Annotated in this window: 14 protein-coding genes; 7 read left to right on the forward strand and 7 right to left on the reverse strand. The window is 58.7% G+C overall.

What is annotated here, in order from left to right:
- The first annotated feature begins 34 nt into the window (after positions 1-34).
- Entirely contained in the window at positions 35-1,090 is a 1,056-nt protein-coding gene (locus VGC33_RS02590; protein ID WP_331118721.1) for a LacI family DNA-binding transcriptional regulator, read from the forward strand.
- A gap of 64 nt (positions 1,091-1,154) precedes the next feature.
- Here VGC33_RS02590 and VGC33_RS02595 read toward each other — a convergent pair whose 3' ends face one another.
- Genes VGC33_RS02595 through VGC33_RS02610 form a run of 4 tightly spaced genes read right to left on the reverse strand, consistent with a single transcriptional unit; the run spans position 1,155 to position 4,622 of the window.
- Positions 1,155-1,970 (reverse strand): CoA-transferase subunit beta, encoded by an 816-nt coding sequence (locus tag VGC33_RS02595; protein WP_331118723.1) that lies wholly within the window; start codon positions 1,968-1,970, stop codon positions 1,155-1,157.
- Between the two features lie 4 nt (positions 1,971-1,974).
- A complete protein-coding gene (locus tag VGC33_RS02600) occupies positions 1,975-2,868 on the reverse strand; it encodes a CoA transferase subunit A (protein WP_331118725.1) in 894 nt (297 codons plus the stop codon).
- A gap of 21 nt (positions 2,869-2,889) precedes the next feature.
- A complete protein-coding gene (locus VGC33_RS02605; protein WP_331118727.1) occupies positions 2,890-3,732 on the reverse strand; it encodes a hypothetical protein in 843 nt (280 codons plus the stop codon).
- Entirely contained in the window at positions 3,729-4,622 is an 894-nt protein-coding gene (locus tag VGC33_RS02610) for a CoA transferase subunit A (RefSeq protein ID WP_331118729.1), read from the reverse strand. Before VGC33_RS02610 ends, VGC33_RS02605 begins: the two co-directional genes overlap by 4 nt.
- A gap of 295 nt (positions 4,623-4,917) precedes the next feature.
- Here VGC33_RS02610 and VGC33_RS02615 point away from each other — a divergent pair, with 295 nt between their 5' ends.
- Positions 4,918-5,970: a LacI family DNA-binding transcriptional regulator gene (locus VGC33_RS02615; protein WP_331118731.1), complete on the forward strand. Its 1,053-nt coding sequence runs from the start codon at positions 4,918-4,920 to the stop codon at positions 5,968-5,970.
- A 33-nt stretch (positions 5,971-6,003) separates the two neighbouring features.
- Here VGC33_RS02615 and VGC33_RS02620 read toward each other — a convergent pair whose 3' ends face one another.
- The 3 genes from VGC33_RS02620 to VGC33_RS02630 form a co-directional block, all read right to left on the reverse strand.
- Positions 6,004-7,785: an EAL domain-containing protein gene (locus tag VGC33_RS02620; protein WP_331118733.1), complete on the reverse strand. Its 1,782-nt coding sequence runs from the start codon at positions 7,783-7,785 to the stop codon at positions 6,004-6,006.
- A 186-nt stretch (positions 7,786-7,971) separates the two neighbouring features.
- The gene (locus tag VGC33_RS02625) at positions 7,972-8,496 is read right to left on the reverse strand and encodes a GNAT family N-acetyltransferase (protein WP_331118735.1); all 525 of its coding nucleotides are present in this window, start codon (positions 8,494-8,496) and stop codon (positions 7,972-7,974) included.
- Positions 8,493-8,762, reverse strand: a complete 270-nt coding sequence (locus tag VGC33_RS02630) for a type II toxin-antitoxin system TacA family antitoxin (protein ID WP_331118737.1) — start codon at positions 8,760-8,762, stop codon at positions 8,493-8,495. Before VGC33_RS02630 ends, VGC33_RS02625 begins: the two co-directional genes overlap by 4 nt.
- A gap of 618 nt (positions 8,763-9,380) precedes the next feature.
- On the opposite strand from VGC33_RS02630, the gene otnK reads away from it, so the two are divergent.
- From otnK to VGC33_RS02655, 5 genes are read left to right on the forward strand one after another with little or no spacing between them, the layout of a single operon-like run.
- Positions 9,381-10,649 (forward strand): 3-oxo-tetronate kinase, encoded by a 1,269-nt coding sequence (gene otnK / locus VGC33_RS02635; protein WP_331118739.1) that lies wholly within the window; start codon positions 9,381-9,383, stop codon positions 10,647-10,649.
- A 2-nt stretch (positions 10,650-10,651) separates the two neighbouring features.
- Positions 10,652-11,305 (forward strand): 3-oxo-tetronate 4-phosphate decarboxylase, encoded by a 654-nt coding sequence (otnC, locus tag VGC33_RS02640; protein ID WP_331118741.1) that lies wholly within the window; start codon positions 10,652-10,654, stop codon positions 11,303-11,305.
- Positions 11,306-11,310: 5 nt separating this feature from the next.
- A complete protein-coding gene (locus VGC33_RS02645; protein WP_331118743.1) occupies positions 11,311-12,114 on the forward strand; it encodes a DeoR/GlpR family DNA-binding transcription regulator in 804 nt (267 codons plus the stop codon).
- On the forward strand, positions 12,095-12,874 hold the full coding sequence (gene otnI / locus VGC33_RS02650; RefSeq protein ID WP_331118745.1) for a 2-oxo-tetronate isomerase: 780 nt from the start codon (positions 12,095-12,097) through the stop codon (positions 12,872-12,874). The genes VGC33_RS02645 and otnI overlap by 20 nt, the downstream gene beginning before the upstream one ends.
- Before the next feature lie 50 nt (positions 12,875-12,924).
- Positions 12,925-13,731: a beta-keto acid cleavage family enzyme gene (locus VGC33_RS02655; protein ID WP_331118747.1), complete on the forward strand. Its 807-nt coding sequence runs from the start codon at positions 12,925-12,927 to the stop codon at positions 13,729-13,731.
- Positions 13,732-13,745: the final 14 nt, after the last annotated feature.

Consider the following 13,745-nt stretch of genomic DNA (forward strand, 5'->3'; position numbering starts at 1 on the left):
CTCATCTCGCTTGACAGTGCAAGGTTCGGATTGAATGGCAAAAAAAACAGCGCCGGGCCATCGCCCGTCCCCGAATAACAAAGTCTCCATCCATGATGTGGCCCGTGAGGCGGGGGTGGCCTTGTCCACGGTGTCCAACGCGCTGAGCGGCAAGGACAATGTCAGGCCGGACACCCGTCTGAAGGTGCAGGCGGCGGCGGACAGGCTGGGTTACCGGGTGTCGGTGGTGGCGCGTTCGTTACGCATGCGGCGCACCTTTACGTTGGGCGTGCTGCTGGCCGACGTGGCCAACCCGTCGTCGCCGGACTTCCTGCGCGGCATCGAGGATGTGGCCGATCGTGAACACTGTAGCCTGCTGGTGTGCAACACCGACGGCAAACTGGAAAAACAGCTTGAGCAGATGCGCGTATTGCTCGACCGCCGGGTCGACGGGCTGGTGTTGCTGTCCCAGCACTGCCGGCAGCCGGAAGTCAGGGAACTGCTGGCCGGCGATACGCCCTATGTGCTATTGCAGCGTCGTGCCCTGGAACATGAAGACACCTACGTCGGCGCCAATAACGAGGAAGGCATCGGCGCGGCGGTCAAACATCTGGTCGGCCTGGGCCACCGGCGCATCGGCCTGATTCGCGGACCCGATGACTCTTCCACCGCCGATGAACGCTACGCGGCTTATCTCCAGGCCATGGCGGCGCATCGGTTGCCGGTCCCCGAGGGTTACGTGGTGCAGGGGGATTATCATGTCATGGGCGGCTACCAGGCCGCCAAGCGGTTTTTTGCCATGCGCCCACGTCCCACCGCGATATTGGCGGCCAACGATATGAGCGCTATCGGCGTGATGAACGCCGCCCATGAGGCGGGGCTGGCCATTCCGGCCGATTTTTCGCTGATAGGCCTTGATGATATCGAGATGGCTTCGTTTTCGCCGATAAATCTCACCACCATAGCCCTGCAGCGGCGCGAAATGGGCGCGGCGGCCAGCACGTTGCTGATGAAAATGATCCGCCAGAAAAGCACGCCCAAGCCCAAGAAGAAAATATTCCCGATGAAGCTTATCGTGCGCGGATCCACCGGGCCGGTCAGCACGGATTGACCGGCGGCGTCAGGGGTGCTGGTCCGCGCGCGGTTACCCGGCCGGATCCGGCGCGCTAACCTTGCTAGACCGATCTTGGCTGGAACAGCGTGCCGTGCGGGTCGATCACCTCGCGAATCAAACGCACCTCCTCCGCGGTCGGCTGCGGGGTTGGCCGGGGCTGGCCTTCAATAACCGGCTCGAACCCCATATTGTCCAGCACCTGCTCCAGGGTAAATCCGGGATGTATTGTGCGCAGACGCATCTTTTTCGACAACGGATGGAAATCGAAAATGGCTTTGTCGGTTACGCACAGGCTGGGGCCAGGGCCGGGCAGGCCGAGCGCTCCGCGGCTGTCGCCGCCGTCGAGGTAGCCGACGCTGGTGATAAAATCCACCTTCGGCACAAATCCGCGCCGGGACAGATCGGTAACGATAATCGGCCGTTGGATAAAGGCCAGGTGCTCGGTTTGCGCCAGGCAGCCCACCAGCCGGGTTTTCGGCGGGCTGCCGCCGCCAAGGGCGGTAATATTCAGGTTGCCGTACCGATCAACCTGCGGCGCGGACTCAAAGGACACATCAAACCGGCCGCGGGTGACCATATCGATTTTATAGCCCACGTCGGCGGGGGACGCGGCGGCCGGCCAGCGGGTATAGGCGTCCTGCAGCAACGCGTCGGGAATGGCGTCAAGGGACGGGGTCAGCAGGTTGCCCCAGTAGATGGAGAAGCCGGGCGCATGCTTGATCTGCGCCAGGCGCGCGGCGGCGATGGGGATGCCCACCGCCAGGGTAAAGGCGCGGGCGGCGGTGCCCAGGCCGACAAAACCCAGCTCATCATCGCGCAGCTCGCGGGCGATGGCGGTTATCATCAGTTCTTCCGTGGTGTAATCATCTGCGGTCATAAGCTTACATCTCCCTGGCGACGTCAAAGGCGCTAAGCGCGGTGGAGGAACCGAATTTGTCCAGGTAGCCGACGCGATCGCGGGTATCGAGAATATACTCGCGCAGATAGCGCGCCGGGCCGCCGGGCTGTTTTGCCGCCGCCAGCCAGGCTTTCAGCGCCGCCTCGTCCTCGTTGTAAAACCCATCGGTGGCGGTGGGATGCGCGCCGTAAGGCGTTTCGATCACCGCCTCCACCAGGGTGTGCGGAATGTAGGTCAGCGCCGGGCGCCGGCATATTTCCGCATGGGGCACGATTTTCTCCACGGTAACGATCAGGCGTTTGGACGCCGAGGCCATCATTTGGTCGATATCGTCGCTGTCGCGCACCACCGGCCACTGCACGTTGCCGTATTCATCGGCCACATAGCCGTGCAACAGGGTAAAGTCCGTTTCCGCCGCTTTCAGCGCCAGATAGGTGTCGCCGCTGAACGGACAGGTAATGGGTTTGATTTCCTCCGGGCTGCTGTCGCGCATGCCGGTGCCCAGCAGGGCTTTCGACGGCAGGAAGCTCAGCCCCATGCCCGCCGCGCGAAAGCGGGCGACAAAAGCGGACTCGGAATAATCATGGGTTTCGATCGTGCCGTCCTGCACCGCGCGGCGGAAATTGGGCGCCAGCCCATGGCGGAAAAACCCGGCGTAAATGCCCTCCCAGCGCCTGATGGCGCCGGCGGCGGCGAGCATATCGGTGGCGAGGGTGGTTGCCCAGGTCAGCAGATGCAGTCCGGTAATGTCCTGGCGGATAAGCTCGTGCACTAACGCCATCGGCTGGCGGCGCAGCAGCGAACCGCCCAGGGCGATGGCGGCCCCCGACGGGATACGGGATACCGCGTCGGGCAGCGTGGTCAGTTTTGATTTCATGGTGTTCCTCTTGTGTCGTGGTTATGCCGTGGGAAATTCGTTTCCCGATCCATGGGGGAGCAGCACATGATGGGGATCGACGCGGCGGCGCAAAATGGCGAGCTCCTCGCGACTGGGCAGCGCGGTGACCGGCGCGTCTTCCAGGGTCACGGGGAAACCGGTGCTGCGCCGCACATCGTCCGGGTCGATGCCGGGATGGATACTGGCGACCCGCGCCTGGCCGGTTGCGCCGTCAAAGGCGAAAATGCATTTTGGCGTCACGATCCATTCCGGGCCGCCGTGGCTCAGGCCCAGGGCCTTGCGTCCGTCGCGCCCGCCCGGATAGCCGACGCCGGATACATAGTCCACCTGCGCAACAACACTGCGCGCCTGGTGATGGGGCATCATCAGATATTCACGGCCGAAGCAGGTCATATGCTCCGGCAGCAGGATCGAGCCGACCAGCCGTACGTCGGGATGGCGATAGTCGCCGATACAGGTGCTGTTGATATTGCCCTGCCGGTCTACCTGCACGCCGGAGCCAAAACCAAAATCCACATCGCCGCGCCGCACGGCGTAATGGCCGGGGTAGCTTTGCATTTGCGCCTCGCAGGGCACATCCTGCAAAGCGCTGTCGAATTCCGCCGTGGGCAGCGCCCTGAGGGCGGAAAAATCGGGATTGATACACCAGCCGGCCAGCAGGATGGTTAAATTGGGGGCGTGGGTATGACGGGCAAATTCCATGGCGGCCAAGGGAATGCCGGTTATATACAGGGCGGCCGCGCCGCCGGTCGCAAGACCGGTAAAGCCGACCTCGCCGTCGCGAAAACGCTTGGCAAGGGTGATGGTGATGATTTCCTCAAGCGTACAAACGTTATTGTTCATGCCGGCAGCTCCGTATTGCGCAAGGCCAGCAGCCGCGTCAGCCCGACGCGTTCCAGCCAGTCCATCGGCGTCAGCGCCCGGGTATCGGCCAGCCAGGCGGCGAATTGCCCGGGCGTCGCGCTGGCCGCCACGTATTCGTCAAAAGCCGCGTCGTCGCAGTCGTAAATCCCGGGCAGCGAGGTAGGGTGCGCGCCGAAGGGCGCTTCAACGATATGTGTGGTGCGAAAGGCCGGGATTTCCACCAAATGCGGCTGTTTTTGCAGCTCCCGCGGGGTAACGATTTTTTCCACGCTGACGATAACCGTATCGCAGGCGCGGGTTAATGTGATATCCACGCTTTGCGGCAACATCTTGCGCCGGTGAAACGCCACGTTGCCGTATTCATCGCCAATCGGCGCATGCACCATTACCACATCCGGCCGGGCGGGCGGCACCGCCCAGAGCCGGGCCGCCGTAACGGGGCAGGTGAAGGGCACGATATCCGCATTGTATTTCGCCACGCCGCTGCCGCCGAGAAAGGTGCAGGGCCAGAAAGGCAAGCCTTCCTGCGAGGCGCGAAAACGGTCCCAGGCCAGCAGTTCGGGATAATCCACCACCTCAAGCCGGCCGGCTTCCACCGCCCGGCGGAAATTCCTCGCCAGACCGAATTTTTCCAGCCCGACATAAGACGTCTCGATGCGCGCCACGGCGCCGGCGCCGATCAGCCAATCGGCCTCAATGGCGTTAACGATGCCGACAATGGTCAGGCCGCGCCGTTGCTGGCGGACCAGCTCGCGCATCAGGGCCATGGGCCGCTGGTAGATGGCGAATCCTCCCAGGGCAATGCGCTGCCCATCCCGCACGGTTCGCACCGCGGTTTCAAGCGTGGTCAGTTTGGTCGTGCGGCTCATTATTCCCCCTGGGCCCTGCGCGTTTAGCGTTGGTTCATCGGCAATCCGCATTGCGGCGGCTCTCGATATGAGATCGATCTCATACGCAGGGCAAAAAATCACCCGTATGGGCGGGTGAAAGATCGATCTGCCGTTAATACAGTGCTATAAAGCACTGGGTAAGGGCAACGATCGCCCTGTTTATAAATTATCGGGCTTTACGCGCGGCGGCTGTGAGATCGATCCCAGTTTTAACATCGTTAACCATTGTATAACCCAATGCGTAACATCATCTGGGCGGCGGGAAGAGGGAGAAATGAATACAGAAAATAAAACGTCGGCGGCCAAGCGCCCGACGCTGCTGGATATTGCCCGTGAATGCGGCCTGTCGCGCGCGACGGTGGCCCGCGCATTGTCCGGCACCGGCTATGTCAACGCGCAGCGCCGGCAGCTTATCCAGGACACCGCGGCGCGCCTGGGATACCGTACCTCGGCCATTGCGCGCGCGCTGCGCACACATAAATCCGCCACTATCGGCGTACTGATTGCCGATATCACCAATCCCATTTTTCCCGAGATCGTGAAGGGCATCGACGAAGCGGTATCCCTGGACAACTACAGCCTTTTTCTGTGCAACACCGATGAGGACGGCCATAAGCAACGGGCGTTGATTCGTTCCCTGCTGGACCGCCAGGTGGACGGGCTACTCCTGATCTCGCAAACCCTCGATGAGGAAACGCTCGATCTTCTGCAGGCTGGCCCGCCCTGCGTCTTTGTCAATCGCCGGCCCGACTCGCTGTTCGGCGATTATCTCGGCCCCGATAACGCCATGGGGGTGACGCAATTGCTGGAACATCTGTACCAACGGGGTCATCGCCGCATTGCCTATGTGGCCGGGCCGGCGGCATCCTCCACCGCCCGGGAGCGGCGGGCCTGTTTTATCAGGGAAATGGCGCGCCTCGGCTGCCCGGTGCCGGATGAATATATTATCGACGGGTCCTATCAGGGCGAAAGCGGACGCGCCGCCGCCGCGGCTTTATTGCAAAACCGCCCCCGGCCCACCGCCATTCTGGCGTCCAATGATTTTGTCGCCCTGGAGATTATCGCCTATTTACATGAGCGGGGTTTACGGGTGCCGGACGATATCTCGGTGACCGGCTTTGACGACGCGTTCAAGCAGGGCGCCGCCAGCCGGTATCCGCTACGCGCGCAGTACCTGACCACCATCGATCAGCCTAAACGGGAGCTGGGCCGCCAGGCGGGCAATGCCTTGCTTAAACGCATGGTCCAACCGGGGGCGCCGTCAGCCATCACCATCCTGCCGACCCTGTTAATTCTCGGGGAGAGCACGGCGCCGGCAAAACCCTGACGGGGCCGCCGCGCCGGCGGGCAACCGCGGGCATCAATCCTGCGCCGTTTGATAATGCGCCAGCCAGGTTTCCAGTTGTTCCGCCGTCAGCGGGCGCGAGTGATAATAACCCTGTACCTCATCACAGCCCAGTTCGCGCAGCGCGGTAAATGTCGCCACGTCCTCGACCCCTTCCGCCAGCACGGTATAGTCCAGCGCCTTGATCATGGCTATCACATGGCTGACGATAATATGGCTGGCCTTGTCGGTGGTCAGGCTATTTATAATGGAGCGATCGAGTTTAATAATGTCCATGGGCATTTTACGCAGATAACTGATGTTGCTGTAGCCGGTGCCAAAGTCATCCAGCGAAATGGTAAAGCCCCGTTGTTTAAGCATTTCCAGGCCTTGAAGCGCCTCGGCGTTTTCCAGAACCCTTTCCGTTTCCAGGCACTCGATGCCCAACAGCGCGGGCAGAAGGCCATACGCCGTCATTTTTTCCAGCAAGGTATCGGCAAAAAGCGGCCGGGATAAATCGCTGACGCTGACGTTGACCGAGACCGGCAAATGTATGCCTTTCGCCGACCAGGCCTTGATCTGGTCCAGGGCCGCGTTGATAACCCAGTCGGTCAGGGCGGCCATCAGGGTGGTTTTGGCCAGCAGCGGAATAAAGCGGTCGGGCGTGATATTGCCCAGCTCCGGATGCTGCCAGCGAATAAGGGCTTCAAGCCCGGTCACCCGCCCGTCCCGCAAGGCGATTTTGGGCTGGAACACCAGATACAGGCCGGATTTGCCATGCAGATAGGGATAAAAATCATTGAGCAACCGGAAATCCTGTTTTTCACGGGCATCGGCGGCGGCCTCGTAGGCCATGACCCGTTTCTTCTGGCCGATGGCGTCATGCAGGGCGCTTACCGCCCGGCGCAGGATTTCAGTGGGATCGAGCTCACCCGGCGTAAAACTCACCAATCCCGCGGTAATATGCAGATCTATGTTGATTTGCGTGCTGATATGGGCGCTTAACCCGGCCAGACGCTCGGTGATTATGGCCGGTGATAAGGGGCCGGCATCCTCCATAATCACCGCGTACCGGCCGGTGGCGACGTTATAAAGCGTATCATGCCATTCCAGCTTGAGCCTGAGCAGGGTGGCCATATCCCTGAGCATGTCCTCAACCACCGTCATACCCAGGGAGCGGGCAATCTCATAGGCAAAAGGCATGTCGATGCAGTCAAACAGCATCAGGCGATAACGCCCCGTGGCGCCGGGCGCGCTCAGCAGGCGCAGATCGTTCATCAACCGCTGGCGGTTGGGCAACAGGGTCACCGCGTCGATATAGCCGATGTTATGCCAGGCTTCCAGGAACGCCGAAACCAGCCCGGCCAAAATACGAAAGGTCGCTGTCTGTTCGTCAGTAAAACCATGGGGCGCGGTATCGATAAGGCACAGGGTGCCGATAATCACGCCATCGCGCGACCGCAGCGGCGCTCCGGCGTAAAAGCGGATATAAGGCTCGCCATGGACAAACGGATTTTCGCGAAACCGGGGATCCAGGCGCATGTCATGACAGACCACTATGTCGTTGGCCGCAACGGTTAACAGGCAAAAGGCATCCTGCCGCCGGGTTTCCCTGACCACGACCGGCAGCGCGTAGGGCGCTTTCAAATACTGTTTTTCACCGTCAAGGATGGAAATAAAGCTGGTGCCGATGCCCAATGTTTTGCCGGTCAGTTGGGTCATCTTGGCCAGGATTTCATCGCGATCATGCTCATCCGCTTTTAGCAGTTCAATCGCCGCCAATCGTTTTTTTTCGTCATGACTCAGATTTGTCAGCATGATAGGACTCTTTCTGGGCAATCCCCACGGGAAGCCGGTTTAACATCTAACGCCTACGGCGGCAGTGGATTGCCGGAGTGCTCTTTACCATAGCATTTCATCGGGAGACATGCTCGCGCCGCGGCGGATGATCCCCGGTAGCAGGGGGATACGTGATTGATGCCGGTATCAGAAGGGGTTGCCGGATTAAAGCAGGTTTAAAAAAGAGATATTACGGGTGATATCGCTATGCAAGGGTAAATATAAGGATTGCTGGTTTTTTTCAAAGGAATAAAAACCATATTTTATATAGAAGGATTTGGCCGAGGCGTTTTTTACCCGCGCGTTAATAGCCCACACGCCGATGGCCGAACGCTGCGTGTTATATATGGCGTCGACGATAAGCGAGCCGCCCAGCCCTTTGCCCTGATAACGCAAATCCACCGCCAGACGACCCAGCAGGGCGGTGGGCACCGTCGGATAGCGCGGCAGTTTTTGCGAAGCGGAGGCCGTCAGGGCGTTGATATTCACCGCATAGGATGAGAGCGTGTAAAATCCCAGCACGTTATTATCATTATCCGCCGCCGCATAGCATTGGGTAAAACGTTCGCGGATGTCCTGACCGGCATATTCCGCCAGATAATGGTTCAGGCAGGGGACGCCGCAATCGAATTGCGCTTTATTATGCCGTGCCGAGAGCAGCGTAAAGCTCAGCCCGCGAAGTGTCTTCATTTTCCCCCAAGTTCCCTGCGCCGGCTCATGGCGCGCAGCAGGCCGGCCGGCGTCTTGCGATCCTCCAGTAATGTCTCGGCAAACCGTAGCTGATCTTCCACCGCTAATTGCAGGACCGCCGCTTCCTCTATTGCCCGTTTTGCGGCGCCATGGGTCGCGGTAATGATGAAGTCGGTGATGGTGATCCCCTGCAGATCGGCGGCATGCCTTATTAACGCGTGAAGCTCCAGCGGGATACGGGCTTCGAGCCTGGCGGTTGTTGCCATGATCACCCCTCTTGTTCAGAATCCGGCAATGTGCCGTACGCTAAGTTTATCTGAATTATATCTCTATTTATAATAACTGTTAGAGATATAAATTACTCGCTGCTTATATGATTTAATAAATAAAAAGAGTTGCAAAATATTTTTCCAATTAAACATCTTAATCATTTTTTATTAAAAATCGGGGATAGGCGATAAGCAACGTTGCTATATTCCCCGGCGCGTCAGGATTAAAATAAGCTTTAAATGCTATTTTTGCGAAAATATAGCAATTATGAAGGATTAATCATTAACTGATTTCACGAAAAGGCCCGGGCCATTCGGCAGACGATGAAATACGGATTGGCCATACCGCCTGGCGATGGGATTTTTCACGGAACATGACATTATCGCCCTTTCCTGAGCGGGTTCCCGCATAGGCGTAACGTATTCGCACAAAATTTCACAGCGGGCTGTGAACGGATATTTTTGCCTTATTTAACTAAAAATGTTATTTAACAAGTTGTTAAGCGATAAAAAGCCGGTGGCGCAATTTTAAGGTTTGTGATAACTATCATCTCAATGTGAAGCACAAAACTTAACAATAGACGCTATTCAAAACGCTTTACAGGAGTGGTTGAGATGTCTATCCAACTTGGCGTCATTACTGATGATTTTACCGGCGCCAGCGACATCGCGAGTTTTATGTCGGACAACGGCTGGCGAGTCGTGCAGTTTATCGGCGAACCGTCCCCGGACGCGGTTTGCCCGCGGGATGCGGATGCGGTAGTCATCTCACTGAAAAGCCGCTCGGCGGCCGTGGACGTGGCGGTGCGGCAATCATTGAACTGCCTGCGCTGGCTGCGGGAAACCGCCGCGGCCCGGCAGATTTATTTCAAATACTGTTCCACCTTCGATTCGACGCCGCGCGGCAATATCGGCCAGGTGAGCGATGCCCTGATGTCGGCCCTCGAAGTCCGGCAACTGGTTCACTGCCCGGCGTTACCGCAAAACCTGCGCACCGTTATCCATGGACACCTGTTTGTCAACGGCGTGTTGCTTAACCAATCGGGGATGGAAAACCATCCCATCAACCCGATGCGCGACGCCAATCTGATCCGCGTGTTGTCGCCGCAGATCCGCGGCGCGGCCGGGTCGCTTGACCTGGCGGTGATACAACAAGGCGCGGCGGCGATTGAGCGGCAACTGGCCGCGCTGGCAACGCGGGGTATCGATCACGTTATTGCCGATACCCTGACGGCCGATGACCTGGATATCCTTGCCGGGGCGTTGACGGACAGTCCCTTGCTCGCCGGCGGCTCGGGCCTGGCCGGTGCCCTGGCGAAACGGTTGCCGACGATCCAAAAACACGCCACGCCGGCGTTTTCTGTTCCGGCGCGCCAACCGGCGGTGGTGCTTGCCGGCAGTTGTTCGGTGATGACCAATCAACAAGTGGCGCATTATCGCCAACGCGCCGCGCACTTTATGCTGGACGTGGCGTTATGCATCCAGGCGCACGAGTCCTATATCACCCAGGTGGCGGACTGGGTGGAACAACATCTGGCGGACGGGCTTGCCCCATTGGTGTACGCCACCCAGCCGCCGGAGGTTATCGCGCAAATCCAGCGCCAGTATGGCGAACAGCGGGCGAGCGCGGCGGTAGAGGACGCATTTGCCCGCCTGACCACGCAGTTGCTGGCGCGCGGCGTGACTATTTTTATCGTGGCGGGCGGGGAAACCTCCGGCACGGTGGTAAAACAGCTGGGCGTCAGCCAATTGGAGATAGGCCGTTCCATCGCCCCCGGGGTGCCCTGGGTGCGGGATAAGGAACGCGGCCTGGCGATGGCGCTTAAATCCGGCAATTTCGGCACGGAAGACTTCTTCATGTCGGCACAGGAGTATGCGGAGTGACTATGATTTCATCTTCAGAACAACAGTTGCGCGACGATATGGTGAGGTACGCGCGATCATTGTTCCAGCGCGGCCTGAGCAGCGGCGGTTCGGGTAATATCAGCGCGAAGCTGCCCGACGGCGGGTTCCTGGTCACGCCCACCAATTCCTGCCTTGGCGAGCTTGACGGCCGCACCCTGAGCAAACTGGACGCCGGGGGTTTACACGTCAGTGGGGACAAGCCTTCCAAAGAGGTGCCGATGCATCTGGCAATGTACCGCGCGCGGCCGCGGTGCGGCGCCGTGGTACATCTGCATTCGCCCTATTTAACCGCGCTGTCGTGCCTGGCGGATATCCCGCCGCAAAACTGTTTGCCGCCCGTTACACCCTATTATGTCATGCGCATCGGCCGGCTTCCCCTGCTGCCCTATATGAAACCCGGCGATCCGGCCATCGCCGTCGCCCTGGCCGAAATCGCCCTGGACCACAACGCCGCGCTGCTGGCGAACCATGGCCCGGTGGTCAGCGGCACCACGTTGCGCGAGGCGGTGTTTAACGCCGAGGAGCTGGAGGATACGGCGCGGCTTTATTTCCTGCTGAAACCCTATGGCTACACCCAGCTGGCGCCGCAGGATATCAGCGCGTTGCAGCAAGCGTACCGCAACAACATAGGATGACCACCATGATCCCGGAACAACGTCGTGATTTTATCTATCGCTATGTCCATGAGCATACCCTGGCGTCGTTCAAGGACCTGGCCGAATTGATGAATGTGTCGCATATGACCGTCCGCCGCGATATCCAGATGCTGGAGGCGGAAGGCAAAGTGGTGTCCATCAACGGCGGAGTAAAGCTGAACAATATGCTGAAGCTGGAGTTGGCCTATAGCGAAAAGTCCTCCCTGCGCCATGAGATCAAACAGCAAATCGGCAAGCTGGCGGCGATGCTGGTCGAGCCTGGGCAAACGCTCTATCTCGACGCCGGCACCACGCTGTTTGAAGTGGCCAGGGCCATTGCCGCCAGCAACTGTTTTAACCTGACGGTGGTGACCAATGATTTCACCATCAGCAGCTATCTGATGGATATGCCGCATATCAGCCTTTACCACACCGGGGGACTGGTGGACCGGCGCAACCGCTCCTGCCTGGGCAACAGCGCCGCCAACTTTTTCAATGCGATTAATATCGATGTGGCGTTCCTGAGCAGCAGCTCCTGGGATGCGGAACGGGGCATGTCGACGCCCAGCGAAGGCAAGGCCATGGTTAAAGCCGCCGTGCTGCGCGCGTCCCGACGCACTGTCCTGGCGTCCGACAGCAGTAAATACGGTAAGTACGGCATGTTCCATATCTGCAATCTACAGCAGCTGACCGACATTATTTCCGATGCTGAATTACCCGAGGCGGCGCAACAGCAGATTGAACAAGCCGGCGTTAAGCTGCATTTAGTGGATCCGGAGGTCAAGCACTATGCTCAAGTTCGCGGCTAACCTGACCTGGTTATTCAACGAGGCGCCTTTTATCGAACGTTTTGCGCTGGCCGCCCGCGCGGGTTTCAACGGCGTGGAGTGCCTGTTTCCTTATCAGGAACCGCTCGGCGGTATCGCCGACGCGCGGCGACAAAACGGCCTGGAGATGGTGCTGATCAATGCCCCGGCCGGCGACTGGGCGCGGGGGGAACGCGGGCTGGCGTCCCTGCCGGGCCGGGACGAAGAGTTCAGGCAAAGCCTGCATCTGGCGCGGGAGTATGCCCGCGCGCTGGGCTGCCGTCAGGTGCATGTCATGGCGGGCAATCGGGATGAAAGCATCAGTTTCGAGCGGCAATATATTCTGCTGAAAGACAGGATGAGCTACGCGGCGGACTTCTTTTTACCCGACAACATCCGCGTGCTGGTGGAGCCGCTGAACGGCGGGGATATGCCGGGTTATTTTATCCCGTCATTTTACCTGGCGGATAAATTAATCATGGATTGCAATAAGCAGAATATTTACCTGCAGTTTGATATTTACCATTGCCAGAAAATACAGGGGAACCTGAGCGCCGCCCTGCAACATTATCGGGCGTTAATTTCCCATATCCAGATAGCATCGGTACCCCAGCGCCAGGAACCCGATAGCGGCGAATTGCATTTGCCCTGGATTTTAAAACAGCTGGAACAGCAGGATTACCAGGGCTGGATAGGCTGCGAATATCGGCCGGCCACGGAAACCCATGCCGGGCTGGGCTGGTTGGAAAATTATAAACAATGACGTCTCCATCAGGGAATTCCTACACCATCATTTATCTCAGGAAATAAAATATGTCTAATCAAGTCATTATTTCCCTTGCTCCGGTCGCGGCGGATTCAACCCGTGTGGAGCCGGCTGAAGTCGCGCAGGATATTCTGTCCTGTGTGGAATACGGCGCGTCGATCGTGCATCTCCATGTGCGCGATCGCCAGGGTAAGCTCACCCCGGATGTCCGTGATTTCGAAGCAACCATCGCGCCTGTGCTTGCGCAAACCGATCTGATTATCCAGGCGTCGACCGGCGGCATTTCCGCCATGGATATCCAGCAGCGCTGCGCGCCGCTGCACTGTCGTGGCATCGGCATGGCTTCGCTGAACGTGGGTTCGGTCAACCTGGGCGACCATGTCTATTATAATCCCACCCCGGATGTGGAATATTGCTCCCGCCTTATCGTGGAGAAAAATATCATTCCGGAATTCGAAGTGTTTGAACTCGGCATGATTAATAATATCCTGCTGCTACAGGAAAAAATAAACTTCAAACGCCCCCTGCTGTTCAATATTGTCCTGGGCCATCGGGGATCCACTCCGGCCACCGTGGATGCCCTGATCGCCATGCGGCAATTTATTCCCCGCGACGCGTTATGGGCCATTACCCACTTCGGCCGGCGTGATTTTTCGCTGATTGCCGCGGCGGTCGGTATGGGAGCCTGCGAAGTGCGTATCGGTTTTGAAGACAGCCGCTATATTAACGCCACCGACATTGTAACCAGCAACGCGCCTTTGGTGAAAAAACTGGCCGATATTATTACCGGCATGGATAAAACAGTGGCCACGCCACAACAAGCCAGGCAATTACTGAATATCAACGAACAGTAATTATTAATTTAACC

Origin of the sequence: Acerihabitans sp., from assembly GCF_036398755.1 — a bacterium.
In the GTDB taxonomy this organism is placed as follows: Bacteria; Pseudomonadota; Gammaproteobacteria; order Enterobacterales; family Enterobacteriaceae; genus Acerihabitans.

What these genes read in the sequence shown, in the direction of transcription:
- VGC33_RS02620 (WP_331118733.1), bottom strand. Translation starts at nt 7,785, where the DNA reads ATGCTGACAAATCTGAGTCATGACGAAAAAAAACGATTGGCGGCGATT.
- VGC33_RS02605 (WP_331118727.1), bottom strand. Translation starts at nt 3,732, where the DNA reads ATGAACAATAACGTTTGTACGCTTGAGGAAATCATCACCATCACCCTT.
- VGC33_RS02630 (WP_331118737.1), bottom strand. Translation starts at nt 8,762, where the DNA reads ATGGCAACAACCGCCAGGCTCGAAGCCCGTATCCCGCTGGAGCTTCAC.
- VGC33_RS02615 (WP_331118731.1), top strand. Translation starts at nt 4,918, where the DNA reads ATGAATACAGAAAATAAAACGTCGGCGGCCAAGCGCCCGACGCTGCTG.
- VGC33_RS02645 (WP_331118743.1), top strand. Translation starts at nt 11,311, where the DNA reads ATGATCCCGGAACAACGTCGTGATTTTATCTATCGCTATGTCCATGAG.
- VGC33_RS02600 (WP_331118725.1), bottom strand. Translation starts at nt 2,868, where the DNA reads ATGAAATCAAAACTGACCACGCTGCCCGACGCGGTATCCCGTATCCCG.
- otnC (WP_331118741.1), top strand. Translation starts at nt 10,652, where the DNA reads ATGATTTCATCTTCAGAACAACAGTTGCGCGACGATATGGTGAGGTAC.
- VGC33_RS02655 (WP_331118747.1), top strand. Translation starts at nt 12,925, where the DNA reads ATGTCTAATCAAGTCATTATTTCCCTTGCTCCGGTCGCGGCGGATTCA.
- VGC33_RS02590 (WP_331118721.1), top strand. Translation starts at nt 35, where the DNA reads ATGGCAAAAAAAACAGCGCCGGGCCATCGCCCGTCCCCGAATAACAAA.
- otnI (WP_331118745.1), top strand. Translation starts at nt 12,095, where the DNA reads ATGCTCAAGTTCGCGGCTAACCTGACCTGGTTATTCAACGAGGCGCCT.
- VGC33_RS02610 (WP_331118729.1), bottom strand. Translation starts at nt 4,622, where the DNA reads ATGAGCCGCACGACCAAACTGACCACGCTTGAAACCGCGGTGCGAACC.
- VGC33_RS02625 (WP_331118735.1), bottom strand. Translation starts at nt 8,496, where the DNA reads ATGAAGACACTTCGCGGGCTGAGCTTTACGCTGCTCTCGGCACGGCAT.
- otnK (WP_331118739.1), top strand. Translation starts at nt 9,381, where the DNA reads ATGTCTATCCAACTTGGCGTCATTACTGATGATTTTACCGGCGCCAGC.
- VGC33_RS02595 (WP_331118723.1), bottom strand. Translation starts at nt 1,970, where the DNA reads ATGACCGCAGATGATTACACCACGGAAGAACTGATGATAACCGCCATC.